The following is a 25,277-nucleotide window of genomic DNA, read 5'->3' on the forward strand; positions in this document are numbered from 1 at the left end:
CCCCGTGGAGGGGTTCCCGAGCGGCCAAAGGGATCAGACTGTAAATCTGACGGCTCTGCCTTCGAAGGTTCGAATCCTTCTCCCTCCACCATCTTTCAGAGAACCCGGCCTTGTGCCGGGTTTTCGCTTTTCTGCCTTCCACAAATCCCCTTCTTCTACAAAAAAACGGGAGGCCAGGCCTCCCGTCAATATTGCACGCTCTCACCCCGAACCTGCTGGCGACAGCTGTCATCAGCAGGTCGGGCAGAGGGGGATAAACGTCTCCCCAGGCATCTGTCTTGTCATCCGCGCCCCTTACAGGGTGAAGCGATAAAAGATATCCACCGCCTGGGCCACCCCGCTCATGGCCTGCAGATAGAGCCTTGGCATCAGCTCGTAGCGCAGCTTGAATTCGGCGATGGGGCTGAACACCCCGACCCCGTACTGGAACTGCAAGCCGGGCAGCAGGTAGGCCGACAGGGTCACCTGGGTGTCATCGCCACTGCCTGCAGTATCGAGGGCCACGTCGCTCATGCCGAGGGACTCCCCGATGCTGGAGACCACGCCGCTCGCCTGGCTCACGGCCCCCGCCACCAGCAGGCCGTTGAAGCCGCCATCCTCGCCGCTGGTCTGCAATCCCTTGCCCCGCAACAGATAGGAGAGCTGTTCGGACTGCGCCATCTGCGGCTCGGAATAGACGGTGATCTTCGGCTTGGTGGCCGGCCCCGTCACCCGCACCCCGACGGTCACGTTGTCCTCGATGGTGTCCGGATCCCGATAGGTCTCGATGTTGAGATAGGGCTGATCAATGGGGCCGGAGAAGAGGATCCGCCCCTCCTTGATGATGAGGTTCTGGCCATAGGCCTTGAAGCGCCCGTCCCTGAGCTCCAGTTGCCCGTTGCCCGAGAGCGGCTTGGAGGGATCCTGGCGAATGTTGAGGGCCCCTCCCACCTTGGTCTTGAGTCCCATGGCTTCAAGGCGGACGTCGTCCCCGAGCCGGATGGCGAGCCTGATCTCCATGGGCAGCGGTGCCGCCTTGGGGACCGGCGGCAGATCGTCGTAGATGACGGTGACATCATCGGAGACCGCTACCGCGCTGTCTGGCAGGCTCTTGACCAGGATGCGCGACCAGGGGATGTCCACCTGCCCGGTCACCCTGGTCTCCTCCCCGAGAGAGATGGCGATGTCAGGTGTCACCCTGACCCGACCCATGCCCGGGTACTGGGCTTCCAGCTCCTTGCCCTGAATGGTGAGGCTGCCGGTCACCGGCTGCTGGGCCCAGCTCAGCCAGCCCCCCAGCACCAGGGGGCCCTTGCCCACCATCATGGAGCCGTCGAGTTCGGCCCGGTTGCCTTCTATCTTGAGGCGGGTCACCAGCTTGGAGAGGGTCACCATGTCGGAGTGGGTCTGAACCTCCCCCTCCTTCAGGTTCAGCTCGCCATACAGCAGGGGGGCAGCCAGGGTACCGTCGAAGCGGGCATCCGCCGAGATGACCCCTTGCAGGGAGCGCACTTCGGGAATGAGGGGCGCAAAGGTCGCCAGCTTCAGATCGTCAAACCTGAGTTGACCGCCGAGGTTGCCGCGGCCGGCGGGATCCCGGATCAGCAGATCGGTGTCGATGTTGCCGATCTGCTCGGAAGCGAAATCGACCCGGATGGCGGCCTGCTGGCGCTCGAAATCGATCCCGAGCTCGAGGCGCTGGTAGTCGGTCTTGAGTTCGTCGGCGACGAAGGTCCCAGGCGTGGTACGCACGGTGGCGTGCAGGGTCGGCTGGTTGCCGCGCCAGCTGGCGCGCCCGTCGGCCGACAGCACCGCCTGCCAGCGGAAATTGTCCGGCAACCAGGGGCGCAGCCGCTTGAGATCAAATTCGTTCAGGGCAAATTCCAGATTGCCCTGGGACTGGGCTATCCGGCTCCCCTTGACGCAGAGACTGGCCTTCTGGGACGCGAGGCAGAGATCCCCCATGGTCAGCTGCTGTTTCGGCAGATCCAGGTCCAGAGACCAGGGGGCGGTCAGCGCCCAGCGCTTGAGGGGGGTCTTGAGCTTCAGCTCGGCAAGGGCGCCACGCCAGTGGTCACCGCGCAAGCTGCCATTCAGGCTGAGGTCTGCCGCCAGGGGATCCCCCTTCATGGTCAAGGTGAGCCCGTGACGCTCGAGATCGCCGCTCAGGTTCAGGGCGATTTGCGAGAGCTTGGTCTCCCCCTGCGCCAGGCTCGCCACCGTCACCGCCACCTCACCGGCGGGCTTCTCCCCGACCAGGGCGTTGGCCTTGATGACGGTCTCCTTGAGGACGGTGCCCGCGTAGGCGAGTCGGCCCGACACCAGATCGGCATTCACGCGCGGCGCCTGCTGGTTGCCGGTGACACGCACCTGGCCCTTGATGTCCCCTCCCAGACCCGGGTAGATACCCCCAAGCTTGGGCGCATCCAGATCCGCATCCAGCTTCCAGGCCTGGGTCGTGAGCGAGCCTTTGGCCTGCAGCCGGTTGGGGCCGCTTTGCAGCGCCAGGGCCGGGATGGTCCACTCCATCTTGTCGTTGCCGCTGAGCCTGCCCTGCAAGGCCAGGGGATACTGGTTGAGCTTGCCATCCACCTTGAGCTCGGGCAGGGCCAGCTGCCAGTGGCCCGCCTCATCCAGATCGAAGCGGCTGGTGATCTTGCCCGCCAATGCCCCCTTGATCTCGGGCACCAGCTCCGCCGGGTTGATCCCCTTGAATTCGGTCGTCCCCTGCCACTGGACCCCCTTGCTCCAGGCCAGCTTGCCGTCGAGCTTGAGCTCCCCCTTGAGGGCCCCCAGCAGCAGCTCGATACGGCTCAGCTGGTTGAGATCCCCCTTGCCCGAGAGCGCCACCTTGAAGGGGGGCACATCGGTCCCCTTGCCGGCGGTGTTGAGCGCAAACTGGTAACCGGAGAGCTTGCCCTTGGCGCTCAGGGTGCCCTTGTCCAGCCGATAGCTGGGCTCATCCTTGGCGGGCTTGTGCAGGGGCCAGGAGAGGCTCTTCCAGTCCAGCGCCAGATCGAAGGGCAGATCCGGGTCGAGGGCCGCAAGGGATCCTTTGAGATTGGCGCCCACCGGCCCCTTGGCCTTGAGTGCCAGCCCAAGCTTGCCCACAGAACCGTCCAGGACGAGATTGACCTGCTCCCCCTTGAGCTCCCCGTCCAGCAGCCCTTGACGCGCCTTGGCATCCAGAGTCAGGGCGAGGGGGTAATCCTCGTGCAGGCGCACCTGACCACTCAAGGCCAGATCCGCCATGGCATGGCGCAAGGAGAGCTCCCGGATGTCGATGCGCTCCTCCTCGGCGGTGGCCGACAGCAACAGGTTGTCTAGCCCCTCCACCAGCTCACCTTGCTGATAACGGAACGCCGTGGCTTTCAGCCCCTCCAGCTGGATGGGGAAAGGCAGTCGCACCTCCGGCAGCACCATGGGCTCGGGCTTGTTTGCGGCCTGCGTCTTGTCACCGGGGGCAGCCTTGCGCTCGCCGGCCGCCAGGGTGGCGCTTTTCTCATCCGCCGGTTTGGCGCCCTTGTCACTGGCCGCCTCCACCGGGGACGGTGCCAGCACCACGTTCAGGCCATCGAGCACAGGGCCGCGCACGATGAGCCCGGCGCGATCCAGGGCGGCGCCAATGTCCAGATCCTTGAGGGTGATCGTCACGCCGGGCACCGCCACATCGAGATCGGCAACCTTGAGGCTGTCGACCTGGATTTTGAGCGGCAACGGATGCCAGACGAAGGGCTCCGACGGCTCTTCCGGCACCGGCTCGGACTCCGCCACCCGGACCACGGGGCGAGTCACCGCCAGAGTCTTGATCCAGAGCTTGCCCTGCAGGAGCTTGCCCAGATCCCAGTCCAGCACGGCCCGCTCCACGGTGACATCCACCAGCTCGTCCTGCCAGCCAACCCCTTCGAAGGTCCAGCCATAACCGAGTTGCCCCGCCACCAGCTCCCCCTTGAGGGAGGGCAGCGCGGCTCTGGCCTGTTGCCACAACCACTTGTTGCCCTGATGGGTGAAGCCCAGCAGGCTGACGCCGATGAGCAGCAGGAAGAAAAGGCCCATGAGCCACAAGAAAATGCGTTTTACCCAGATCACGATGCAGACCCCTGCAAGGAAAGCAGCCGCAGCGGCCAGAAAAGAGAAAGAAGAGGATATGCGCCTGGTTGCCGGGTCATAGTTCCGGCCCCAGTGCGAAGTGCAGCCGCAGCGGCTTGTCCTCCTCGGAGATGCCCACCGCCAGATCGAGCCTGACCTGACCGATGGGGGTGACCCAGCGCACCCCGACCCCGGTGCCTATCTTCCAGGCCTCGCTGTAGTCGACGGTGGCGGTCCCGGCGTCCACGAACAGGGCACCGAGCCACTTCTCGCTGAAACGGTAGTTGTACTCCAGGCTGCCGACGCTGGCGTAGCGTCCGCCGGTCAGCTTGCCATCGTCCCCCCGTGGCGAAATGGTCTCGTAACCGTAGCCCCGGACCGTCTGATCGCCGCCGGTGAAGAAGCGCAGGGAGGGGGGGACCAGGGAGAAATCATCCCCGACGATGGCCCCCTGTTCGGCCCGCATCAGGAAACGGTGATCTTCGCCCAGGGTGCGCAGCCACTTGCTGCGCCCCCACACCCGCATGAAGCTGATGTCGGACCCCCAGTAGGGGCTCGAGAACTCCATCGTCAGTTGCTGGCGATCCCCCCAATCCGGCACCAGACCGCCGCGCACCCGCAGCCGTGACCAGGAGACGCCGGGGATCAGCAGCAGGCTGTTCCCCTCGTCCTGACCCTGGACGTAGCGCTCGTTCTCCAGGCGCACAAAGACGTCTCTGTCCCAGCTCTCCGGTCGGCGTGTCCAGCGGTGCACCCCGAAGGTGGCCAGATCGGAGCGGGTGTCGTTGTTGTCGGTGTATTGATAGCCCGCCTGCAGGGAGTAGTAATCCCGCAGCGGGTTGCCCACCGGGATCTGGTAGTCGAAGCTGAGCTCCGCTTCCGGCGCCGAGATCTTGGCGGTGCTGGAGAGGCGGTGACCATAGCGGTTCACCCAGGGTTTCTCCCAGGTGGCACTCAGGCGCGGCCCCACGTCCGTGGCATAACCGATACCGGTCTCAATTTCGTGATCGACCCGGTTGGAGAGGGTCACCTGCACCGGCACCCGGTTGCCCTCGGCCTGGCTGATCAGGGGTTTGATGTCCACCTGCTTGAACAGCTTGGTGGAGGAGACATCCTGGGACATCTCCGCCAGACGGATCGCCAGATAGGGGTCGCCGCTCTTGATGTTGATGAGCGGGCGGATCAGGTGCAGTGCCTCCGGCGTCGCGTCATAGCGGATCTCGCCGAAATGGTAACGCGGGCCAGAGCGAAACAGGATGTAGATCTCCGCCTTGCCCTGTTCCGGGAAAACCTTGACCTGGCTCTTGCTGATCTTGGCGTCAAAATAGCCGCGGGCCAGCCCCAGACTGCCGAGATCCGCCTTGATGGATTCATATTTGCCGTGGTTGAGGGGATCTCCCTCCTTCAGGGGCAGCTTGTCCAGCAGCTCGCTGTACACCTCGTCGCTCCCCGCATCCCCTTCCAGCAGGATGTCGAGGCGCGAGATGATCACGGGTTCCCCCCGCTCAATCTCGATCACCACCTTGGCGGGCGTCTTCTTGTCGCGGTTCAGGGTGATCTTGGGCTGGTAGTAGCCATAGACCTGCAGCGCCTTCTGTACGCTCTCGGTGATCTTGGCGCGGGCGGGGCGGTACTGGCGTTCCTGATAGACGGGCAGGGCGTTGAGGTAGGCCTCGACGTTGTCTTTCTGCTCTCCCCTGACCCCCTTGATCTGGTAGGTCAACTTGGCCGCCATGGCGGGCATCGCCATCAGCCAGAGAGCGAGGGCGAGCAGCAAGAGACCGGGCCCGGGGCGACGGGATCGCCCGGATGAAGTGCTCCCGGTGAGAAAAGTAGGATAGCATCCTGTCAAACGTCATTTTCCCCGAATAACATGATTTAAAGATTGTGTTATTTAGTACGATACCGAGACTCATCCCGGGCGAGTGCCGCTCATCCTAGCATAATCGCGACGGCGAAATCCCACGCTCGGGGCCCCTTTGCGTGCCGCTCTGCCGCCCCCGGTGCGGGGATCGCTTCGGCCCAGCAAGGAGCCAGCCGGGTGTGAGGAGCCAAACTGCGCACAATCCGGGCAAGGGGCGAACAAAACGCCACCACCGACCCCGCCACGCCGGATCTCCCCTGGCGGCCTTGGGCTGGCAGCAGGGTCCGGCTCGTCGCGACAACCCTTGTCGGACACCCCGCATCCGGCGGGTTTCGTCAACCCGTCCCCCTCGACTTGCTCCGTGCCCTCTTCCCCACCCTGCCTGCTATTGAACAGGAAAATAAGTTTAAATCAATCACTTGAATAGATGGCACTAAAGCTTCGTTCAATTCAATCGATTTATCCCGCTGCCCCTGCGCTCCTGCCTGTCCCACACTGATCCCAATCATCGCAGGAGAGACCCCATGCACCTACGTAGCGAACAACTGGCTGACTACATCGCCGACCGACTCGAGTTCATCACCTTCCTGGCCTGCTGCAGCGCCCTGCTGGCCCTGCTGACTGGCATGAACGGCCAGCAGGCCCTCGCCTTCACCGCGCTCAATCTGCCCTTTGGCCTGGCCCTGCTGTTGGGCATGGCCCTGCTCGCCCCCCTGTCTGCCCACTGGCGCCTGCCCGGCATAGTTCTGCTGCTGGTGAGCGCAGCCCTGGCCACCCTGCAGATGGGGGGCAACTGGCTCAACCCCCTGGCCATCTGGAGCCTCTATGCCCTGCTGGGGCTGGAGATCCTCTGGCAATCCCGGGCCAGGGTCCCCCTGGCCACCGGCCCCCGAAGCCGGGTCTCGCGCCCGAGGGGCTGACGTGGAGGCGCAATTGCAGTAATCTTGCGCCCCCTTTCCCCTCGCCGAGGAGCATTCCGATGAAAAAAGCCTGTGCCCAGCACATCCTGGTCAAGACCGAGAAACAGTGTCTGGAGATCAAGGAGAAGCTCGCCAAGGGCGCCGATTTCAGCCAGATGGCCAAGCGTTTCTCCACCTGCCCTTCCGGCAAGCGTGGCGGCGATCTGGGAGAGTTCTCCAAGGGGGACATGGTCAAGTCCTTCGACGATGCCGTGTTCAAGGGGGAGTTGCTGACCGTGCTGGGGCCGGTGCGCACCAAGTTCGGCTTCCACCTCATCAAGGTGCTCTATCGCAGCTGATCCAGGGCGACGAGGCCATCGGTTCTCTGAGCCGCACGCCTGGGATTGATGATCATTTACTAACGTTATCAGGCAATTAAGTTTATCCTTCTGGGCATAGTTCCATCCTGACCCGTGGATCCCTCTTATGCACAGCTCTTTGTGGTGGCCGCTGCTGACCTGGCTATTGCCCCTTTGCGGGGCCCTTGGCAGCCGCGCCCATCTCTGGCCCTGGTGGCTCGGCTTCATCCTCTGTCTCGCCAGCGCCCTCCTCAGCCTCGTGCTGCTGCTGCGCCTGCCCTGGCGCTATCGCCGCACCACCAACCTCTGGCCGGATATCTGGGGCATAACTCCCCTGCTGCTGCCCCTGCTGTTTCTCGTCCAGGCGCTGCGCTCCCCCCTCACCAACGACGTCAGCACGGATCCCTACCATCCGCCACGGCTCCAGTGGGCCGAGCAGCTCAGAAGCCCGGAGGATCTCCCGGTCTCCCCCCCGCCCCTGCAACTATTTCCAGGCAACCCCGGTCCTCTCTATACCCGGGCATCCCCGGTCGAAGTGCTCGCGGAAGCCGAGGAACTGATGACGGAGCTGGGCTGGCAGGTTCGCCCGGGCAGCGAGGGTATCGATGCCGTCGTCACCACCGGCTGGTTCGGGTTTCAGGATGACGTGGCCCTGCGGGTCTTTGCCGGGCCCAAAGAGACCCGTATCGACATGCGCTCCGCCTCGCGCCAGGGGCGCAGCGATCTGGGGGTCAACCGGGCACGGATCATCGATTTCCTGAATCGGTTGAACGAGCGTCTGGGCGGGGCCTACAAGCCCAAGATGGAGAAGCTCAAAGAGGAACAAGATGCGCATTGAGGTCAAACCGGACCGGGCCTACGCCTGGTTCATCCGCCCCTTCTTCTGGCTGCAGAAACGCAACTACGGTCAGGTGCTGATCCCGGGCAAGTGCTGGGGGCGCTCCCCCAGGCTGTTCGCCGCGGTCGCCACCCTCTACGGCGTCATCAACCGCAAGCGCTCCCCCATCGACCCCGTGCTGCGCTCCCTGGTGACGGTGCGGGTCTCCCAGCTCAACTGGTGTCGTTTCTGTGTCGACATCAACGCCATGACCCTCGTCAAGCGGGCAGGCTCCAGCGACAAGGTGGAGGCGCTAGCCCGGTGGCGCGACAGCCCCTTGTTCGACGAGCGGGAGCGGGCCGTGCTGGACTATGCCGAGGCCATGACCGGGCTGGATGGCGTGAGCGACGAGCAGGCCGCCCGCCTCAAGCCCTGGTTCGATGACGACGCCCTGGTGGAGCTCACCGGCCTCATCGCCTTCCAGAACATGTCCGCCAAGTTCAATGCCGCTCTCGACATCGCTCCCCAGGGGTTCTGCCAGTTGCCGGTGCAACCCGAGCACCCCCTCGACAAGGGGCAGGGATGAACCAGGCACGCCTGCTGCTGTTGCTGGCGATGGGGGCCCTGGTCGGCACCTTCTTTGCCCTCGACCTTGGCCACTATCTGAGCCTCACCCAGTTGCAGGCCCACCAGGCGCGCTTGGCCCTTTGGGTCGACAGCCATGTTGTCGCGGCCAGCCTGCTGTTTCTGGTGCTCTATGTGCTCACCACCGCCCTCTCCCTGCCGGGGGCTGCCCTGCTCACCCTGGCGGGCAGCGCCGTCTTCGGCATCCTGTGGGGGCTCTTGCTGGTCTCCTTTGCCAGCTCCCTCGGCGCCACCCTGGCCTTTCTCAGCGCCCGCTTCCTGCTGCGGGACTGGGTCGAGACGCGCTTTGGCGACAAGCTGACGAGCGTTCAGGCCGGCATGCAAAAGGAGGGGGCCTTCTATCTGCTGAGCCTGCGCCTCATCCCCCTCTTCCCCTTCTTTCTGGTCAACCTGGTGATGGGGCTCACCCCCATCAGAGTCAGCACCTACTACTGGGTCAGCCAGCTCGGCATGCTGCCGGGCACCCTCGTCTACGTGCTGGCGGGGAGCGAGCTGGCTACCCTCACCAGCACAGGCAACCTCTTCTCCCCCGGCCTGCTGGCCGCCCTGACCCTGCTCGGCCTGATGCCCTGGCTGATGCGTGCCTTGCAGCGCCGTCTCGCCCTCTACCGATTGCACGCCCCCTACCGCAAGCCGGCGCGCTTTGACTACAACCTGCTGGTGATAGGTGCCGGCGCCGGAGGTCTGGTCACCAGCTACATCGCCGCCGCGGTGAAAGCCAGAGTGGCCCTCATCGAGCAGCACAGGATGGGGGGGGATTGCCTCCATACCGGCTGCGTCCCCTCCAAGGCGCTGATCCGAAGCGCCCGCTTCGCCATTGAACAGCGCAAGGCCGGGGAGCTTGGTTTTACCCCGAGCCAGAGCCGCGCCGACTTCGCCGCCGTGATGGCGCGGGTCGCCCGGGTCATCGAGGAGGTCGAACCCCACGACTCGGTGGCGCGCTATGAAGGACTCGGGGTGGAGTGCATCCAGGGGCGGGCGCGGGTCACCTCCCCCTGGGAGGTGGAGGTCAACGGCAGGCGCCTGACCAGCCGCCATATCGTGATCGCCACCGGCGCCCGCCCCCGGGTGCCCGCACTGCCGGGACTGGACGGGGTTCCCTACCTCACCTCCGACACCCTCTGGCAGCGACTGCGTGAGCCCCCCCGCCATCTGCTGGTGCTGGGAGGGGGCCCCATCGGCTGCGAGCTGGCCCAGAGCCTGGCCCTGCTCGGTATCCCCGTCACCCTGGTGGAGCAAGGCCCTCAGCTGCTGCCCCGGGAAGATAGGGACGTCGCCGGGGCCCTGGCCGCGCAGCTGGAGCACGACGGCGTCACCCTGCACCTCGGCTGGCAGGCTACCTCGGCCGAGTATATGGACGGTAAAGGCACCAACCTGCCCATCCGGCTGCACCTGCGCCGGGGGGACGAGACGCTGGTGGTTGAGGGGGACCAGCTGCTGCTGGCCCTTGGCCGGGAGGCCAACGTGAGCGGTTTCGGGCTGGAGGCGCTGGGGGTTGAACTGGCCCCCGGCGGCACCCTGGCCATCGACGGCTTCCTCACCACCAACTACCCCAGCATCCTGGCGGTGGGGGACGTTGCCGGCCCCTACCAGTTCACCCATTTTGCCGCTCATCAGGCCTGGTATGCCGCCATCAACGCCCTCTTTGGCCAGTTCAGGCGCTTTCGGGCAGACTACAGGGTCATGCCGGCGGCCACCTATACCAGTCCGGAGATAGCCCGGGTCGGCCTCAACCAGAAAGAGGCTCGGGCCCGAGGCATCCCCTTCGAGTCGACCCGCTTCGAGATGGCCGAGCTGGACAGAGCCATCGCCGACGGCGAGTCAGGGGGCTTTGTCGAGGTGCTGACGGTGCCGGGCCGTGACAGGATACTCGGGGCCACCATAGTGGGTGCTCACGCCGGCGAGCGGATCGCCGAGTTTGCCCTCGCCATGCGCCACCGCCTGGGACTTGGCAAGATCCTCGCCACCGTTCACCCCTACCCCACCCTGATGGAGGGGAACAAGTACGTGGCTGGCGCCTGGCGCCGTGCCCGCCAGCCCGGGCGCCTGCTGGCGCTGCTGGCCCGTTATCACCGCTGGCGCCGCGGCGCCTGACTCTGACGAGGCAACCATCATGTTCACGACCCGACTTCGCGCCCTGCTCCGTCCCCTGATGGCCGCCGTCCCCCTTCTGCTTGCCTCCCCGCTCCACGCCAATGACGCGTCGTGGCAGCAGACCCTGCTGGCCGCCAGGGGGCAGACCGTCTACTTCAACGCCTGGGGGGGCAGCCCCGAGATCAACGCCTACCTGGTGTGGGCCAGGCAGGAGATCGCTCGCCAGTACCAGGTCGAGCTGGTGCAGGTGAAGGTGGATGACATCGCCCAGAGCGTGAGCCAGTTGCTGGCCGGCAAGCAGGCTGGCAAGACGTCGAACGGCCCCATCGACCTGCTCTGGGTCAACGGCGAGAACTTCAAGGCGCTCAAGGAGCAGGGGCTGCTGGGGGCCCCCTTTACCGACGAGCTGCCCAACATGGCCCTGGTGGACACCGCCCTGCCGGTGAGTGAAGACTTCACCGTGCCGGTCGAGGGGCTCGAGGCCCCCTGGGGCATAGGCCAGCTCAATCTGATGGTGGATGGCGACCAGGTAGACGCACCTCCCACCTCGGCGGCCGCCCTGCTGGCCTGGGTAAAGGCTCACCCCGGCCGCTTCACCTACCCCAAGCCTCCCCAGTTTCACGGCTCTAGCTTTCTCAAGCAGATCCTGCTGGAGCTGACACCGGATCCGGCGCCCCTCTATCGGGAGGCGACCGATGCCGACTTCCTTCGCATCACCGCCCCTCTCTGGGCCTGGCTCGACCAGCTTCACCCCGCGCTCTGGCGAAAGGGCAGGCTCTTCCCCACCGGCGCCGCCGAAACCAGGCAGTTGCTCGATGACGGCGAGCTGGCCATGACCATCAGCTTCAACCCGGGGGAAGCCCAGAGTTCGGTGCAAAACGGCACCCTGCCCCCCACCGTCCAGGCCATCGCCATGGAGAAAGGGGCGCTCACCAACAGCCATTTCCTCGCCATTCCCTTCAATGCCTCCGCCCGGGCCGGGGCCAAGGTGGTGGTCAACTTCCTGCTGAGCCCCGCCGCCCAGGCGCGCAAGAGCGACCCCGCCTTCTGGGGGGATCCCAGCGTGCTGCGCCAGGAGGCGCTGCCAGGCCAGACCCGTCCGGCATTGCGCTTCAAGGGGGTGGCAGAGCCCCACCCCAGCTGGCAGACCCGGCTGGAAGCAGCCTGGGCCGAGCGCTACGGCCACTGATCCATCATGCAGGCGCGCGCCCCTCTTCTCCTCCTGCTGCCCTTTTTGATGCTGGGAGCCTTGCTGCTGGGGATCCCGCTCGCCGGGGGGCTGCTGTGGCTGGTCATCGAGGGGCTCGCCCCCGCCAATCTATCCCTCTTGCTCCCCCAGCCCGGACTCTGGCACTCCGCAGGGTTGAGTCTCTGGGTGGCGGGGGCCTCCACCCTGGGGACCCTCGGCGCCACCGCCCTGCTGCTCGCCCAGGGGGACGGGCGTCCCTGGATGCGCTGGCTGCGCCGCCTGCTCTCCCCCCTGCTGGCGCTTCCCCACGTCGCCTTTGCCATCGGCATCGCCTTTCTGATCGCTCCCTCCGGCTGGCTGCTGCGCCTCGTCGCCCCCCTGCTTGACCTCACCCATCAGCCCCCGGACTGGCAAACCATCAAGGATCCCTGGGGGCTTGGCCTCATCGTGGTGCTCATCCTCAAGGAGACTCCCTTCCTGCTGCTGATGGCGCTGGCGGCACTGGATCCCGCCAAGGTGGCGCGCCAGCAGTGGCTGGGGGCCAGCCTCGGCTTCAGTGCCCCCCGGATCTGGTGGCGCCTGCTGCTGCCCGCCCTCTGGCCCGCCCTGCGACTGCCCCTCTACGCGGTGGCCGCCTATGGTCTGGCGGTGGTGGATCTCGCCCTGCTGCTGGGGCCGGATGCCCCGCCGCCCCTGGCGGTGCGACTCTGGCTCTGGTATCAGGATGCCGACCCCGCCTGGCGCGGCGCCAGTGCCAGCGGCGCCCTCTTGCTGCTCGCCCTCAACCTGCTGCTGCTTGGCGCCCTCAGGCTGCTGGAGCGGACCCACCTCACCCTCGGCAAGGCACGCTGGCTGGATGGGCGACGTGCCCCCGCCTCGCCCTGGCCCGCACTCATTGCCCGCATAGGCGTGTGGGGGCTGCTCCTGACCAATCTGCTGGTGCTCGCCGCCCTGCTGCTCTGGTCCCTGACCCGGCGCTGGTCCTTTCCCGCCCTCTGGCCGAGCGAATGGAGCAGCCACCACTGGCTGGCTCTGCTGCCGAGCCTGGGCCCGCTGCTGTGGCAGAGTCTGTGGCTGGCCCTGCTCTGCGCCGCGCTCTCCCTGCTGCTGGCGGTGCTCTGCCTCGAGGCGTTGCCTGCGCGCCGCGCCACACGCACCCTCTGGCTTGTCTGCCTCCCTCTGCTGCTGCCCCAGGCCAGCCTGCTGTTTGGATTGCGCCTTCAGACCGACGGGCTGGGATTCACTGGCATAGGCCCTGGCTGGGTACTCTGGAGCCAGTTGATCTTCGTCTTTCCATACGTCTATCTCTGCCTGCACGGCCCCTATCGCCAGTTCGACGAGCGCCTCACCCGGGTGGCCCTCACGCTCGGGGCCAGCCCCTGGGGGGCCTGGTGGCGAGTCAAGGGTCCCCTGCTCGCCCGTCCCCTGTTGTTCGCCTTCGGTGTCGGAGCGGCGGTGAGCCTGACCCAATACCTGCCGACCCTGCTGTTCGGGGGCGGGCGGGTCGTCACCATCACCACGGAGGCGGTGGCCATCGGCAGCGGCCTCAACCGGCGGCTGGCGGGGCTCTACGGCCTGCTGCAACTGCTGCTGCCCCTTTTCATCTATGCCCTGGCGCTCTGGCTGCCGCGGCGCATCAACCCCGCCCTGAGGCCCTGACCCGATGCTGCATACCTCCGCACTCACCCTCTTCCTCGACGGCGCCCCCCTGCTGACGCTCCCCCCCCTCAGGGTGGCCCCGGGCGAGGTGCTCACCCTGATGGGACCGAGCGGCTGTGGCAAGAGCTCCCTGCTGGCGGCGCTGGCAGGAGTGCTGCCACCCGGGGGGCCCATCCGGCTGACCGGGGACATCCTGCTCGGCGCACATCGCCTCACCCTGCTCCCCCCCCAGGAGAGGGGCGTCGGCATCCTGTTTCAGGATGACCTGCTGTTTGCCCACCTGACGGTGGCCGAAAATCTGATGTTCGGCATGCCGGCGCATCTCAAGGGGATGGCGGCAAGGCAGACCCGGGCCCGCGAGGCGCTGACCGAGGTCGGGCTGGAGGCTCAGGCGGACAAGCTGCCCGGGGCGCTCTCCGGCGGCCAGAAAGCCCGCGTCAGCCTGCTGCGTGCCCTGCTGGCCGAGCCCAGGGCATTGCTGCTGGACGAGCCCTTCTCCCGCCTCGACAAGCCGCTGCGGGCGGCATTCAGAACCCTGGTGTTCGAGCGCCTGCGCACGCAGGCCATCCCCGCCCTGCTGGTGACCCACGACGAAGAGGATGCGCCGGGCACCATCTTGCAGCTGATCCCCCCAGCCATCCCCGAAGAGGAGCACCACCTTGTTTGATCGCCACCTGATCCCGGTTATCCGCCGCCCCCTCGCCGCGCTCGCCCGCCCCCTGTGCCGGGCCGGGGTGAGCGCCAACCAGGTGAGTCTCGCCGGCTTTCTCATCGGCATGCTGGCGCTGCCGCTGCTGGCCTTTGGCTACTATCAATGGGCGTTGGCGGCGATTCTGCTCAACCGGCTGCTGGACGGGCTGGATGGCGCCGTGGCGCGGGATACGGGCATCACCGACTGCGGCGGGTTTCTCGACATCACGCTGGATTTCATCTTCTACGCCGCCGTGGTGCTGGGCTTTGCCCTCGCCGACCCAGCCAACGCCCTGGCCGCCGCCACCCTGCTGTTCGCCTTCATGGGCACGGGATCGAGCTTTCTGGCCTTTGCCATCATGGCGGGCAAGCGGGGCATCGAGAGCCCCGTCTACCACCACAAATCCCTCTACTATCTGGGCGGGCTCACCGAGGGGAGCGAAACCATCGCCCTCTTCGTGCTCATGGGCCTCTGGCCCGCCGCCTTCGTGCCACTGGCCTACGGTTTCGCCCTGCTCTGTGCCATCACGACACTGACCCGGATCTGGAGCGGCTACCACACCCTGCGCTGACGGGATCCCGGGGGCGCGCCGGCACGGAGCACTTGCGCCTGCACGCCAATGTTTTACCATGACGGCACTCTTTTTCAGGCTCACGAGAACCCTATGCGTCGCCTTGTCTGTGTCCTCTCCCTGTTTCCCCTGATCTACGGCTGCAGCAGCACGCCGGCGCCCAAGCCCGTGGTCAAACCCCAACCCAACAGCGCCTTCATCAACCAGACGCCGCCGAGCAAACCCTTCTACGGACAGGTGAGCCAGCCCGGGGTCAGCAAGGGGGACTTCGCCAATCGTTCCAACGTGGACAACTTCGTGCAGCGGATGGTGCAAAAGCACGGTTTCGACGGCGCCGAGCTGCACCGGGTACTGGCCCAGGCCGAGCGTTATGACTGGATCATCAAGCTGATGGACGCCCAGGCCCCCACCACCAGACCGCCCACCGGCCCGACCGGCGCCTGGAACCGCTACCGCGCCAAGTTCATCACCCCGGACAACGTACAGAACGGCGTCAACTTCTGGCGTGAATACGAGAGTGAACTCAACCGGGCGCAGCAGATCTACGGGGTGCCACCCGAGATCATCGTCGGCATCATCGGGGTGGAGACCCGCTGGGGTCGGGTGATGGGCAAGACCCGCATTCTCGACGCCCTGGCGACCCTGGCATTTGACTACCCGCGCCGCGCCGACTTCTTCACCGGCGAGCTGGAAGCCTTCCTGGTGATGACCCGGGATGAAGGGATGGATCCCACCGAACCCAAGGGCTCCTATGCCGGGGCCATGGGCTACGGCCAGTTCATGCCGTCGAGTTTTCGCAACTACGCGGTGGACTTCAACGGCAACGGCCACACCAACCTGTGGGATCCGGTGGATGCCATCGGCAGCGTGGCCAACTACTTCAAGGCCCACGGCTGGGAGAAAGGGCAGCCGGTGGCAGTACGCGGCCAGGGACAGCTGCCGGGCTATGAGCACGGCTTCCAGACCCGCTACCCGGTCGCCTCCCTGCGCCGCGCCGGGTTGACCCCCACCAGCACCCTCGGCAACCACAGCGAGACGAGCCTGCTGCGTCTGGATGTCGGCACCGGTTACCAGTACTGGTACGGCTTGCCGAACTTCTACGCCATCACCCGCTACAACCACAGCACCCACTACGCCATGGCGGTATGGCAGCTTGGCCTTGCCGTCAGGGATGCCAGAGGCGGCTACTGAGTCAGCCCCAATACCAACGAAAACGGGCCCGCAGGCCCGTTTTTTTTATTCGTTTTCCAGCAGCCAGCGCCTGAGCAGGGCGGCCAGCTGCTCCTGTTCGACCAGGCTCAATGGGGCCAGCAGGCGGCGCTCGTTCGCCACGTGCTGTTCCACCGCATGGTCAACCAGCTCCCGCCCCGGCTCCGTCAGGCAGACCAGCAGGCTGCGCCTGTCATCGGGGGAGGCTTCACGTCTTATCAGGCCACGCTGCTCCAGCTTGTCGAGCCGGGCTGTCATGGCCCCTGAACTCAGCATGGCGGACTGGTAGAGCGCGGTCGGAGTCAGCGGCTCACCGGCCCGACGCAGGGTCGCCAGGATATCGAAGTCAGACCCCAGCAGACCGCACTCCTTGAGGGTCTCGCTCACTTCGCGCCCGGCGATCGCCGCCATGCGCGCCACCCGCCCCAGCACCCCCATGGGGGAGCAGTCGAGGTCCGGGCGCTGCCGGGCCCACTGGGCCAGCAGCTGATCTACATGATCACTCTCCATTCGGGCTCCATTATCTTTACATGAAGATACTTGATAATAAACCAACTCGCGGCTAATGTATCTTTACTTAAAGATACTTTATTACGAGATAACCATGCCGCTGCTGATCGCCCTGCTCGCCCCCCTGCTCTGGGGCAGCACCTATGCCGTCGTCAGTCTCTACCTGACCGACTACTCCCCCTACTGGGTGGCCGTGTGGCGCGCCCTCCCCGCCGGGGTGCTGCTGCTGTTGCTCCATCCCCGCAGACCGCCTCTCGTCTGGAGCAGGCAGTTCCTGCTGGCGTTTTGCAACATCACCGCCTTCTTCGCCCTGCTGTTCGTGGCGGCGTTTCGCCTGCCCGGCGCCGTGGCGGGTACGTTGGGAGCGACGCTGCCCCTCATCCTGATGGGGCTGGCCTGGCTGCAAGACGGTGTCAGACCGACGCTCAAGTGGCTGTTGCTGGGGGTGATGGGGCTCGTCGGGGTGCTCTTGTTGCTCAATCCCTCTGCCAATCTGGATCCCGTCGGCGTGGCATGCGCCCTGCTCGCCACCCTGCTCATCGGCCAGTCGAGCCGCTGGATGCAACGCTGGCCGGTGGACGATCTGCTGGCTCTGACCGCCTGGCAGCTGCTGCTGGGCGGCCTGATGCTGATCCCGCTGGCCTGGTGGCTGGCCGGCCCCATGCCCCTGCCCAAGGCTGACGCCACTCCCGGGCTTATCTGGCTGGTGATCCTCAACACGGCCCTGGCCTACTGGGCCTGGCTCTGGGGACTCAAACGCCATGGCCCGGAGGTGATGGGGATGCTGGCCCTCACCAATCCCATGGTGGCGGTCTCCTGCGGTGTGCTGATGGTGGGAGAAACCCTGGATGGCCGTCAGTGGCTCGGCATCGGCATCATCCTGCTCTCTCTCTTCCTGATGAAGCTGCCGGCCCGCTCCTTCCTCAAGCGCTGGCAGAACCGCAAGGCCGCCACCGGCAGCGTCGACAACGGCTGATCCGCAGTCAACCCGACACAAAAAAAGAGGAGCCACCAGGGCTCCTCTTTCACATGGGTTGTTGCCGTAAGGGTCAAACGCCTGCCTTGGCCAGGGCGGCGGAGACGATCTGCTGGGCTTCCTGCTGGATGAGGTCCAGGTGCGCCTCCCCCTTGAAGCTCTCCATGTAGATCTTGTAGATGGACTCGGTGCCGGAGGGGCGCGCCGCGAACCAGCCGTTCTCGGTCACCACTTTCAGGCCGCCGATGGCGGCATCGTTGCCAGGCGCCTTGGTCAGCTTGGCGAGGATGGGCTCACCGGCCAGGGTGGAGGCTTCCACCAGGGCCGGATCCAGCTTGGAGAGCACCGCCTTCTGGGCGCTGTTGGCCGGAGCATCGATGCGGCGGTAGCTGGAGCGGCCGAATCTGGCTTCGAGCGCATCGTAGTGGGCCTGGGGATCCTTGCCGGTCACCGCCAGGATCTCGGCCGCCAGCAGCGCCAGGATGAAGCCATCCTTGTCGGTGGTCCAGACGGTACCGTCCTTGCGCAGGAAGGAGGCACCCGCGCTCTCCTCGCCGCCAAAGCCGAACTCGCCGCTGTAGAGACCGTCCACGAACCACTTGAAGCCGACCGGCACCTCTTTGAGGGTGCGACCAATCTCGCCGGCCACCCGGTCGATCATGGAAGAGGAGACCAGCGTCTTGCCGACGGCCGCCCCCTTGGGCCAGCCGGTTCTGTGGGTGAACAGATACTGGATGGCCACCGCCAGATAGTGGTTCGGATTCATCAGGCCCGCCTTGGTGACGATGCCGTGACGGTCGTAGTCAGGGTCATTGCCAAGGGCGATGTCGAACTTGTCTTTCAGAGCAATCAGGCTCGCCATGGCGAACGGGCTGGAACAGTCCATCCGGATCTTGCCGTCTTTGTCTAGGGTCATGAAGGAGAAGGTCGGGTCGACCTTGTAGTTCACCACCTCGATGTCCAGACCGTAGCGCCTGGCGATGACGTCCCAGTAGGCGACGCCGGAGCCACCCAGCGGATCCACGCCGATCTTGATGCCAGCCTGCTTGATGGCGGCCAGATCCAGCACGTTTTCGAGATCATCCACATAAGGGGTGACATAGTCGTGTTCCACCACGAACGGGCTCTTGAGGGCCTCGGCAAACGGCATCCGCTTCACGCCGGCCAGGCCCGCTTCCAGGATCGCGTTGGCGCGGTCTTCCACCCACTTGGTGATCTCGCCTTCGGCAGGACCGCCGTGGGGCGGGTTGTATTTGAAGCCACCATCTTCCGGCGGGTTGTGGGACGGGGTGATCACCACGCCGTCCGCCTGCGCCACGGGTTTGCCTGCGTTGTGGCGCAGGATGGCATGGGAGATGACCGGGGTCGGCGTGAAGCCGAGGCCGGCCTGAATGCGGGTCTCGACACCGTTGGCCGCCAGCACTTCCACCGCGCTGGCAAAGGCGGATTCAGACAGGGCATGGGTATCCATGCCGACGAACAGCGGCCCCGTGATACCGGCCTGCTGGCGGTACTCCACCAGCGCCTGGGTCACCGCCAGAATGTGGGATTCGGTAAAGGCGCCGTGCAGGGCGCTGCCGCGGTGACCGGAGGTGCCGAAGGCGACCCGCTGCTCAGGGCGGCTCATGTCCGGCTTGTTGAGGTAGTAGGCGCTGACCAGACGGGGAATGTTGGTCAGATCGCAAAGACGAGCCGGCTGACCGGCGTGGGAATGCTGTGCCATGGCGTTTTCCTTGAGCTGAGCCTTGCCCGGCAAGGCCTGAAGTCATTGATGGGTTAAACGGCGCCGCACACCCGAGCCGTCAGATCCTCGTCATAACCCATGCTGTTCATGAGCTGGGCAACCATGTTCTGCTTGCGGCTGGTATTGGTATTGGTGATCACCCAGAACGGGGTCTCCGGTACCGGCTTGGGCTTGGTGGTGCTGCCACTGGCACGCAGCGCTTCCGGGTCACGGGAGAAATAGACGCGCTTGCGCCCTTTTATCTCGGTCGCCTGGGTGAAGCCTTCCGGGTTGTCCCGATAGAGGGTGCTCAATACCAGCATGAAGCGGTTGATGGACTTCTCTTCTTTCTGCAGCTCGCCGGAATCCAGCAACGCCTCCAGCCCCATGGCATCAGCCACGGGTTGCGGTTGCATCGCAGGCGCGGCCGCCACGGTTGCCGTGCCGGCCTGGGCGGGTTGCTCCAGCAGGCGACGCAGAATATCGGACGCACTCTCGCCGATGTGCCGGGTCTGGCTCGCGATAAAGAAGTAGAGATCGTCATCAAGCTCGATGGTTTTCATAGGGATGCGCTGGACTCGTCGAAATTCGGATGCGGCGATTATACATAGGCAGACCCGGCAGCCCAAGCAAGGGGCGGACAGATGTGCATGAATCTCCTTGAGAATACGGCATAATGACGGGCCAAGTGTGTGATCCCCCGCACTGATAGCCGATCCCGGGGAGATATTTTTGAAAAAAAACCACAAAAAAATCCCCCACCAGGAATGAAATCCTTTTCTTTCAGTGTGTTAAAAATTATGGCGATAGAGCCCACGACCGATAAGGTGTCATTTTGCAACAATACCCACGATTGAACTTCAAGGAACAGGGCGAAGGCCCGACTGTCGTGCTGATCCATGGCCTCTTTGGCAGCCTGGACAACCTCGGCCTGCTGGCGCGCCCCCTCAGCGAACAATACCGGGTCATCAGCGTCGATCTGCGCAATCACGGCGCCTCCTTTCACTCGGACGAGATGAGCTACCCGGCCCAGGCGGCGGACATCCTGGCCCTGCTGGACCATCTTGGACTTGAGCAGGTGGCCCTGGTGGGCCACTCCATGGGGGGCAAGGTCGCCATGCAGGTCGCCAAGCAGGCCCCTCACAGGGTCAGCAAGCTGGTAGTGGCGGACATCGCCCCGGTGGCCTATCCCCACGCCCGCCACAAGAACGTGTTTGCCGGGCTCAATGCCACGCTGGCCACGCCCCCCCAGAGCCGCAGCGAGGCGGAAGCCATGCTGGCCGAGCACATCGAGATCGCCGGGGTGCGCCAGTTCCTGCTCAAATCCTTCGCCAAAGGGGAGTCTAGATGGGGGTGGCGTTTCAACGTGCCGGCCCTTGAGCGCAACTACGCCAACATCATGGGCTGGCCTGACGATGAACGCCGCTTCGAAGGCGCGACACTCTTCATCAAGGGGGGCGACTCCGACTATATGTTGCCCGAATACACCGGGGCCGCGATGGCCCAGTTCCCGGCCGCCAAGGCCCGCGTCATCCCCGGCACGGGTCACTGGCTGCACGCGGAAAAGCCGGTTTTGTTCAACAAACTGGTTGTGGATTTCCTGTCGACAGGCGGTTAACAGTTTCAAATCCTTTGTGATATAGTGCGCCCGTCTTAAGGAGTGCGCGCAATCCATGCTGAGTGAACACATCGATCTCATCGAGAGTCTGGGCCTGAAACTGTTCTTCGTGGCCATCTTCCTGCTGATTGGTCTGGCCATTCAGGACGTGCTCAAACGGGGCAATGTGCCCCGCTTCGGCCGCTTCATCGTCTGGCTGGTGCTGTTTCTGGGTTGCGCGGGTTTTGTCGCCAAGGGGCTGATCGAAATGGGCTGGGAAGGCTCAGGGATCGGCTAACTACTTTTCATCTGTGATGTATGGCCAAACAGCAAACTGATCGAACAACACTGGATCTGTTCGCAACTGAGAAGCGCCCCGGCAGGCCAAAGACCAATCCACTCCCCCGCGAGACCCAGCTCAAGATCAACAAGCGCAACCAGCTCAAGCGCGATCGTGAGAACGGGCTGAAACGGGTCGAGTTAAAGGTGGAAGCCGAGTTGCTGGAGCGCCTGAACCAACTTGCGCTGCAACAGAACGTCAGCCGAGCCGAGCTGATCCAATCTATCCTGAAGCAACAGATCGAGTCTGCTCATGCAGCAGGCATCGCAATCTGAACCGTCAAGCATCAACACCAGATACGGGTAACGAAACACTATGGCTAGTGTAGGTCTGTTTTTCGGCAGCGATACCGGTAATACCGAAGCTGTCGCCAAGATGATCCAGAAAGAACTGGGCAAACAACTGATTGAAGTCCGTGACATTGCCAAGAGCAGCAAGGCCGACATCGACAGCTTCGATCTGCTGATGTTCGGCATCCCGACTTGGTACTACGGCGAAGCCCAGGCCGATTGGGACGACTTCTTCCCCGAACTCGAAGAGATCGACTTCAACAACAAGCTGGTGGCCATCTTCGGATGCGGCGATCAGGAAGACTATGCCGAGTACTTCCTCGACGCCATGGGCACCCTGCGTGACATCGTCGAAGCCAAGGGCGCCATCATCATCGGCCACTGGCCGACCGCGAGCTACGAGTTCGAAGCCTCCAAGGCGCTCGTGGATGACAAGCACTTCGTGGGCCTGGGCATCGACGAAGATCGCCAACCCGAGCTGACAGCCGAGCGCGTCAAGGGCTGGTGCAAACAGCTGCACGAAGAGATGTGCCTGGGCGAGCTGGAGTGATCTGATCTCCCTCCCTCTTCATGCAACAAGGGCCCCGACGGGGCCCTTGTTGCATCTGCAGCAGGCATTCAGCCACCCCTGTGCTGGGGCTTGGATCTGACATAGAGGGTGCGCTTCACCTGGGCCACCAGCTCGCCCTGGCCATCCTGCACCTGCACCTCGAACTCGGGAAAGTGCTTCTCCCCCCCCTCGGTCGCCGCCACGATCGATGCCAGCTTGGCGTCGCTCAGGGTGAACTCCGCCACCAGTTTGCCCTTGCCCGGCTTGATGAAATTGATGCTGCCCGCCTTGTCCCACACGTAGTAGCGGTTCTTGAAATAGCCCATCAGCATCAACGGGTAGATGGGATCCGTCATGGCGAACATGCTGCCGCCGAACTGGGTCCGGTTGGCATTCTTGTTCCACCAGCGGGACTTGAGAGTGACCCGGCAGAAGCGGAAATCGGGGCTCAGGGTTTCTATCTTGATGCCTGCGCCCCAGAAGGGGGGCCAGGCGTTGAGGGCGCAGCGCACCCAGGCGGCATTGCCGAAAAGCCAATCCATGGATCTCATCCGACCAGACTATAAAGAAGTCACATAGTATCAACATTCTCTGGTCGAGCAAGCGGGCCTGAATATTCCCATGACGGGCTTGATGAGCTAAAGCCCTTGAATTGCTGGGTTTATTTTTAACTTGGCTACGACCTATAATGACAGGCCAAGCGAGTTCGTGGTTGCCATTACAGCGGCAGTCAATCAGAATAACCACACCTTCGAGAATGCGAATAAATAGAAATGGCAGACAACAACCAAGCGTTAAAAAAGGCCGGGCTCAAGATCACCTTGCCCCGTGTCAAGATCCTGGAAATCCTGCAACAGCCGGACTGCCAGCACACCAGTGCGGAAGATCTGTACAAACGGCTGATCGATCAGGGCGAGGAGATTGGTCTCGCTACCGTTTATCGCGTTCTCAACCAGTTTGATGATGCCGGTATCGTCACCCGTCACCATTTCGAAGGGGGCAAGTCGGTGTTCGAGCTGGCCACCCAGGAGCACCACGACCACCTGGTCTGCCTCGACTGCGGCAAGGTGATCGAGTTCTCCGACGAGGTGATCGAACAGCGCCAGCGCGACATCGCCAAGGCGCACAACATCCGTCTGACCAACCACAGCCTCTACCTGTATGGCCACTGCGCCAACGGTGACTGCAAGCACGACGATTGATTCGGCCGGGTCGGCGCAATACAAAAGCCAGCATGATGCTGGCTTTTTTGTGTCCGCAATCCGGATCAGAAGCGGCAGGGTCTCCCCTGCCCTCTTCTATCAGGCCTCGGCCTTGCCCCAGACGTCACGCAGGGCCACGGTGCGGTTGAACACCAGGCGCTCGGCGCTGGAGAGCTTGTTGTCGGCGCAGAAGTAGCCTTCACGCTCGAACTGGTAGGCAAACTCCGGCTTGGCATCCTTCAGGGAAGCTTCCACCCGGGCTCCTTCGATGATCACCAGGGATTCCGGATTCAGAGCCGCTTCGAAGTCATCCTCGGCGCCCGGGTTCGGCACCTTGAACAGACGGTCGTAGAGACGCACTTCGGCCGGCAGGGAGTGAGTGGCGCTGACCCAGTGGATCACCCCTTTTACCTTGCGGCCGTCCGCCGGATCCTTGCCCAGGGTCTCGGGGTCGTAAGAGCAGTAGATGCAGGTGACCTTGCCGTCCGCATCCTTCTCGACCCGTTCGGCCTTGATGACGTAGGCGTTGCGCAGGCGCACTTCCTTGCCCAGCACCAGTCGCTTGAACTGCTTGTTGGCTTCCTCTTTGAAGTCCGCTTCGTCGATGAAGATTTCGCGGGAGAAATGCAGCTCACGGGTCCCCATCTCCGGCTTGTTCGGGTGCGCAGGCGCCGTCAGCACCTCGTCGGCCGCCAGGTTCTCGATCACCACCTTCACCGGGTGCAGCACGGCCATGGCGCGCGGGGCGTTCTCGTTGAGATCGTCGCGGATGCAGGCTTCCAGCATGCTCATCTCGACGATGTTGTCCTGCTTGGTCACACCGATGCGCTTGCAGAACTCGCGGATGGAGGCCGGGGTGTAACCACGGCGGCGCAGACCGGAGACGGTCAGCATGCGCGGATCATCCCAGCCGTTCACGTGCCCCTCGGTCACCAGCAGGTTCAGCTTGCGCTTGGACATGACGGTGTATTCGAGGTTCAGACGGGAAAACTCGTACTGACGGGGGTGACAGTCGATGCTGATGTTGTCCAGCACCCAGTCATACAGGCGACGGTTGTCCTGGAACTCCAGGGTACACAGGGAGTGGGTGATCCCCTCCAGGGCGTCCGAGATGCAATGGGTGAAGTCATACATCGGGTAGATGCACCACTCGTCACCGGTCTGGTGGTGGTGGGCAAACTTGATGCGATAGATGACGGGATCGCGCATCACCATGAAGGGGGATGCCATGTCGATCTTGGCGCGCAGGCAGGCGCTCCCTTCGGCCATCTCACCGTTCTTCATCTTGGCGAACAGGGCCAGGTTTTCTTCCACGCTGCGATCGCGGAACGGGCTGTTCTTGCCAGGGGCAGTCAGGGTGCCGCGGTATTCGCGCATCTGCTCCGGGGAGAGCTCGTCCACATAGGCCAGTCCCTTCTCGATGAGCTCGATGGCGTAGCCGTGCAGCTTGTGGAAATAGTCGGAGGAGTAGCAGATCTCGCCGCTCCACTGGAAGCCCAGCCACTGGACGTCCTGCTTGATGGACTCCACGAACTCGATGTCTTCCTTCGCCGGGTTGGTGTCATCGAAACGCAGGTTGCACTGACCCTGATAGTCGCGGGCGATGCCGAAGTTCAGGCAGATGGATTTGGCGTGGCCGATATGGAGATAACCGTTCGGCTCCGGCGGGAAACGGGTATGCACGCTGCTGTGCTTACCGCTGGCCAGATCTTCATCAATGATCTGACGAATAAAGTTAGTTGGGCTGTTCGCCTGACTCATGGCTCACCTCAAAAATGCGTCACTGGCGGACGTTGTGCCGGCTGGCACCCTCATACCCCCGCCGTCAAGCCGGGTATGATCCCTCATTACGCGCCCTGCCTCAACCTGAATTTGGCCAATTCGGGTCATTGGCGCACCAAAAACGGCGAAACGGGAGAAATTGCAGAGATCCTGGTCAAAAAAAGCCCCGCACGGGGCGGGGTCTCAAGTGATGAAAAACAGACAAAACACACACAACAAAGGTTCACACGCAGAGTCAACCT

At 64.1% G+C, this 25,277-nt stretch carries 23 protein-coding genes and 1 tRNA gene; 17 read left to right on the plus strand and 7 right to left on the minus strand.

From position 1 onward, the window contains the following. Positions 1-6 precede the first annotated feature (6 nt). Positions 7-91, plus strand: a tRNA-Tyr gene (locus AB5Y59_RS00315). A gap of 203 nt (positions 92-294) precedes the next feature. Here AB5Y59_RS00315 and AB5Y59_RS00320 read toward each other — a convergent pair. After that, positions 295-4,068, minus strand: a complete 3,774-nt coding sequence (locus AB5Y59_RS00320; protein ID WP_368211238.1) for a translocation/assembly module TamB domain-containing protein — start codon at positions 4,066-4,068, stop codon at positions 295-297. 76 nt (positions 4,069-4,144) lie between these two features. Beyond that, on the minus strand, positions 4,145-5,920 hold the full coding sequence (locus AB5Y59_RS00325) for an autotransporter assembly complex family protein (RefSeq protein WP_042017328.1): 1,776 nt from the start codon (positions 5,918-5,920) through the stop codon (positions 4,145-4,147). 536 nt (positions 5,921-6,456) lie between these two features. On the opposite strand from AB5Y59_RS00325, the gene AB5Y59_RS00330 reads away from it, so the two are divergent. The 10 genes from AB5Y59_RS00330 to mltB all read left to right on the plus strand — a co-directional run bounded on the left by AB5Y59_RS00330 (position 6,457) and on the right by mltB (position 16,047). After that, positions 6,457-6,852, plus strand: a complete 396-nt coding sequence (locus tag AB5Y59_RS00330; RefSeq protein ID WP_042878109.1) for a hypothetical protein — start codon at positions 6,457-6,459, stop codon at positions 6,850-6,852. Positions 6,853-6,911: 59 nt separating this feature from the next. Continuing rightward, entirely contained in the window at positions 6,912-7,190 is a 279-nt protein-coding gene (locus tag AB5Y59_RS00335) for a peptidylprolyl isomerase (RefSeq protein WP_010674120.1), read from the plus strand. Positions 7,191-7,317: 127 nt separating this feature from the next. Then, entirely contained in the window at positions 7,318-8,028 is a 711-nt protein-coding gene (locus AB5Y59_RS00340) for a DUF1499 domain-containing protein (protein ID WP_043154191.1), read from the plus strand. After that, positions 8,018-8,593, plus strand: a complete 576-nt coding sequence (locus AB5Y59_RS00345) for a carboxymuconolactone decarboxylase family protein (protein WP_043154188.1) — start codon at positions 8,018-8,020, stop codon at positions 8,591-8,593. Before AB5Y59_RS00340 ends, AB5Y59_RS00345 begins: the two co-directional genes overlap by 11 nt. Beyond that, a complete protein-coding gene (locus AB5Y59_RS00350; protein WP_368211240.1) occupies positions 8,590-10,746 on the plus strand; it encodes an FAD-dependent oxidoreductase in 2,157 nt (718 codons plus the stop codon). The genes AB5Y59_RS00345 and AB5Y59_RS00350 overlap by 4 nt, the downstream gene beginning before the upstream one ends. A gap of 58 nt (positions 10,747-10,804) precedes the next feature. Next, positions 10,805-11,935, plus strand: coding sequence for an ABC transporter substrate-binding protein (locus tag AB5Y59_RS00355; protein WP_368211251.1), 1,131 nt, complete (start codon positions 10,805-10,807; stop codon positions 11,933-11,935). Between the two features lie 48 nt (positions 11,936-11,983). Beyond that, entirely contained in the window at positions 11,984-13,594 is a 1,611-nt protein-coding gene (locus AB5Y59_RS00360) for an ABC transporter permease (RefSeq protein ID WP_368211241.1), read from the plus strand. Between the two features lie 4 nt (positions 13,595-13,598). Continuing rightward, the gene (locus AB5Y59_RS00365) at positions 13,599-14,261 is read left to right on the plus strand and encodes an ATP-binding cassette domain-containing protein (RefSeq protein ID WP_368211242.1); all 663 of its coding nucleotides are present in this window, start codon (positions 13,599-13,601) and stop codon (positions 14,259-14,261) included. Continuing rightward, positions 14,254-14,856, plus strand: coding sequence for a CDP-alcohol phosphatidyltransferase family protein (locus tag AB5Y59_RS00370; protein WP_368211243.1), 603 nt, complete (start codon positions 14,254-14,256; stop codon positions 14,854-14,856). Before AB5Y59_RS00365 ends, AB5Y59_RS00370 begins: the two co-directional genes overlap by 8 nt. Positions 14,857-14,949: 93 nt before the next feature. Continuing rightward, positions 14,950-16,047: a lytic murein transglycosylase B gene (mltB, locus tag AB5Y59_RS00375; protein ID WP_368211245.1), complete on the plus strand. Its 1,098-nt coding sequence runs from the start codon at positions 14,950-14,952 to the stop codon at positions 16,045-16,047. Between the two features lie 45 nt (positions 16,048-16,092). Here the strand turns inward: mltB and AB5Y59_RS00380 are convergent, their stop codons facing one another. Continuing rightward, positions 16,093-16,575 (minus strand): MarR family winged helix-turn-helix transcriptional regulator, encoded by a 483-nt coding sequence (locus AB5Y59_RS00380; RefSeq protein ID WP_368211247.1) that lies wholly within the window; start codon positions 16,573-16,575, stop codon positions 16,093-16,095. Positions 16,576-16,669: 94 nt separating this feature from the next. On the opposite strand from AB5Y59_RS00380, the gene AB5Y59_RS00385 reads away from it, so the two are divergent. Further along, positions 16,670-17,551, plus strand: coding sequence for a DMT family transporter (locus tag AB5Y59_RS00385; protein ID WP_103243436.1), 882 nt, complete (start codon positions 16,670-16,672; stop codon positions 17,549-17,551). A 73-nt stretch (positions 17,552-17,624) separates the two neighbouring features. Here the strand turns inward: AB5Y59_RS00385 and pgm are convergent, their stop codons facing one another. Together pgm and seqA are read right to left on the minus strand one after the other, a co-directional pair. After that, positions 17,625-19,274, minus strand: coding sequence for a phosphoglucomutase (alpha-D-glucose-1,6-bisphosphate-dependent) (gene pgm / locus AB5Y59_RS00390; RefSeq protein WP_103261100.1), 1,650 nt, complete (start codon positions 19,272-19,274; stop codon positions 17,625-17,627). Between the two features lie 53 nt (positions 19,275-19,327). Continuing rightward, positions 19,328-19,837: a replication initiation negative regulator SeqA gene (seqA, locus tag AB5Y59_RS00395; protein WP_010674108.1), complete on the minus strand. Its 510-nt coding sequence runs from the start codon at positions 19,835-19,837 to the stop codon at positions 19,328-19,330. A 290-nt stretch (positions 19,838-20,127) separates the two neighbouring features. On the opposite strand from seqA, the gene AB5Y59_RS00400 reads away from it, so the two are divergent. Genes AB5Y59_RS00400 through fldA form a run of 4 tightly spaced genes read left to right on the plus strand, consistent with a single transcriptional unit; the run spans position 20,128 to position 22,051 of the window. Beyond that, positions 20,128-20,892, plus strand: a complete 765-nt coding sequence (locus tag AB5Y59_RS00400) for an alpha/beta fold hydrolase (protein ID WP_139737014.1) — start codon at positions 20,128-20,130, stop codon at positions 20,890-20,892. 55 nt (positions 20,893-20,947) lie between these two features. Further along, entirely contained in the window at positions 20,948-21,169 is a 222-nt protein-coding gene (locus AB5Y59_RS00405; RefSeq protein ID WP_010674106.1) for a DUF2788 domain-containing protein, read from the plus strand. Between the two features lie 20 nt (positions 21,170-21,189). Continuing rightward, entirely contained in the window at positions 21,190-21,486 is a 297-nt protein-coding gene (gene ybfE / locus AB5Y59_RS00410; protein ID WP_005325670.1) for a LexA regulated protein, read from the plus strand. Positions 21,487-21,526: 40 nt separating this feature from the next. Beyond that, positions 21,527-22,051 (plus strand): flavodoxin FldA, encoded by a 525-nt coding sequence (gene fldA / locus AB5Y59_RS00415; protein ID WP_010674104.1) that lies wholly within the window; start codon positions 21,527-21,529, stop codon positions 22,049-22,051. 68 nt (positions 22,052-22,119) lie between these two features. Here the strand turns inward: fldA and AB5Y59_RS00420 are convergent, their stop codons facing one another. Next, positions 22,120-22,593, minus strand: a complete 474-nt coding sequence (locus AB5Y59_RS00420) for a DUF4442 domain-containing protein (RefSeq protein WP_010674103.1) — start codon at positions 22,591-22,593, stop codon at positions 22,120-22,122. Between the two features lie 231 nt (positions 22,594-22,824). On the opposite strand from AB5Y59_RS00420, the gene fur reads away from it, so the two are divergent. Then, a complete protein-coding gene (gene fur / locus AB5Y59_RS00425; RefSeq protein WP_010674102.1) occupies positions 22,825-23,253 on the plus strand; it encodes a ferric iron uptake transcriptional regulator in 429 nt (142 codons plus the stop codon). A gap of 99 nt (positions 23,254-23,352) precedes the next feature. Here fur and glnS read toward each other — a convergent pair whose 3' ends face one another. Next, the gene (glnS, locus tag AB5Y59_RS00430) at positions 23,353-25,014 is read right to left on the minus strand and encodes a glutamine--tRNA ligase (protein ID WP_010674101.1); all 1,662 of its coding nucleotides are present in this window, start codon (positions 25,012-25,014) and stop codon (positions 23,353-23,355) included. Positions 25,015-25,277 lie beyond the last annotated feature (263 nt).

It is taken from the genome of Aeromonas sp. s10, from assembly GCF_040907975.1.
Lineage (GTDB): Bacteria > Pseudomonadota > Gammaproteobacteria > Enterobacterales > Aeromonadaceae > Aeromonas > Aeromonas caviae.

What these genes read in the sequence shown, in the direction of transcription:
- AB5Y59_RS00420 (WP_010674103.1), bottom strand. Translation starts at nt 22,593, where the DNA reads ATGGATTGGCTTTTCGGCAATGCCGCCTGGGTGCGCTGCGCCCTCAAC.
- AB5Y59_RS00385 (WP_103243436.1), top strand. Translation starts at nt 16,670, where the DNA reads ATGCCGCTGCTGATCGCCCTGCTCGCCCCCCTGCTCTGGGGCAGCACC.
- seqA (WP_010674108.1), bottom strand. Translation starts at nt 19,837, where the DNA reads ATGAAAACCATCGAGCTTGATGACGATCTCTACTTCTTTATCGCGAGC.
- glnS (WP_010674101.1), bottom strand. Translation starts at nt 25,014, where the DNA reads ATGAGTCAGGCGAACAGCCCAACTAACTTTATTCGTCAGATCATTGAT.
- AB5Y59_RS00340 (WP_043154191.1), top strand. Translation starts at nt 7,318, where the DNA reads ATGCACAGCTCTTTGTGGTGGCCGCTGCTGACCTGGCTATTGCCCCTT.
- AB5Y59_RS00360 (WP_368211241.1), top strand. Translation starts at nt 11,984, where the DNA reads ATGCTGGGAGCCTTGCTGCTGGGGATCCCGCTCGCCGGGGGGCTGCTG.
- AB5Y59_RS00355 (WP_368211251.1), top strand. Translation starts at nt 10,805, where the DNA reads ATGGCCGCCGTCCCCCTTCTGCTTGCCTCCCCGCTCCACGCCAATGAC.
- ybfE (WP_005325670.1), top strand. Translation starts at nt 21,190, where the DNA reads ATGGCCAAACAGCAAACTGATCGAACAACACTGGATCTGTTCGCAACT.
- AB5Y59_RS00335 (WP_010674120.1), top strand. Translation starts at nt 6,912, where the DNA reads ATGAAAAAAGCCTGTGCCCAGCACATCCTGGTCAAGACCGAGAAACAG.
- AB5Y59_RS00405 (WP_010674106.1), top strand. Translation starts at nt 20,948, where the DNA reads ATGCTGAGTGAACACATCGATCTCATCGAGAGTCTGGGCCTGAAACTG.
- AB5Y59_RS00365 (WP_368211242.1), top strand. Translation starts at nt 13,599, where the DNA reads ATGCTGCATACCTCCGCACTCACCCTCTTCCTCGACGGCGCCCCCCTG.
- AB5Y59_RS00345 (WP_043154188.1), top strand. Translation starts at nt 8,018, where the DNA reads ATGCGCATTGAGGTCAAACCGGACCGGGCCTACGCCTGGTTCATCCGC.
- fldA (WP_010674104.1), top strand. Translation starts at nt 21,527, where the DNA reads ATGGCTAGTGTAGGTCTGTTTTTCGGCAGCGATACCGGTAATACCGAA.
- AB5Y59_RS00330 (WP_042878109.1), top strand. Translation starts at nt 6,457, where the DNA reads ATGCACCTACGTAGCGAACAACTGGCTGACTACATCGCCGACCGACTC.
- AB5Y59_RS00350 (WP_368211240.1), top strand. Translation starts at nt 8,590, where the DNA reads ATGAACCAGGCACGCCTGCTGCTGTTGCTGGCGATGGGGGCCCTGGTC.
- AB5Y59_RS00380 (WP_368211247.1), bottom strand. Translation starts at nt 16,575, where the DNA reads ATGGAGAGTGATCATGTAGATCAGCTGCTGGCCCAGTGGGCCCGGCAG.
- mltB (WP_368211245.1), top strand. Translation starts at nt 14,950, where the DNA reads ATGCGTCGCCTTGTCTGTGTCCTCTCCCTGTTTCCCCTGATCTACGGC.
- pgm (WP_103261100.1), bottom strand. Translation starts at nt 19,274, where the DNA reads ATGGCACAGCATTCCCACGCCGGTCAGCCGGCTCGTCTTTGCGATCTG.
- fur (WP_010674102.1), top strand. Translation starts at nt 22,825, where the DNA reads ATGGCAGACAACAACCAAGCGTTAAAAAAGGCCGGGCTCAAGATCACC.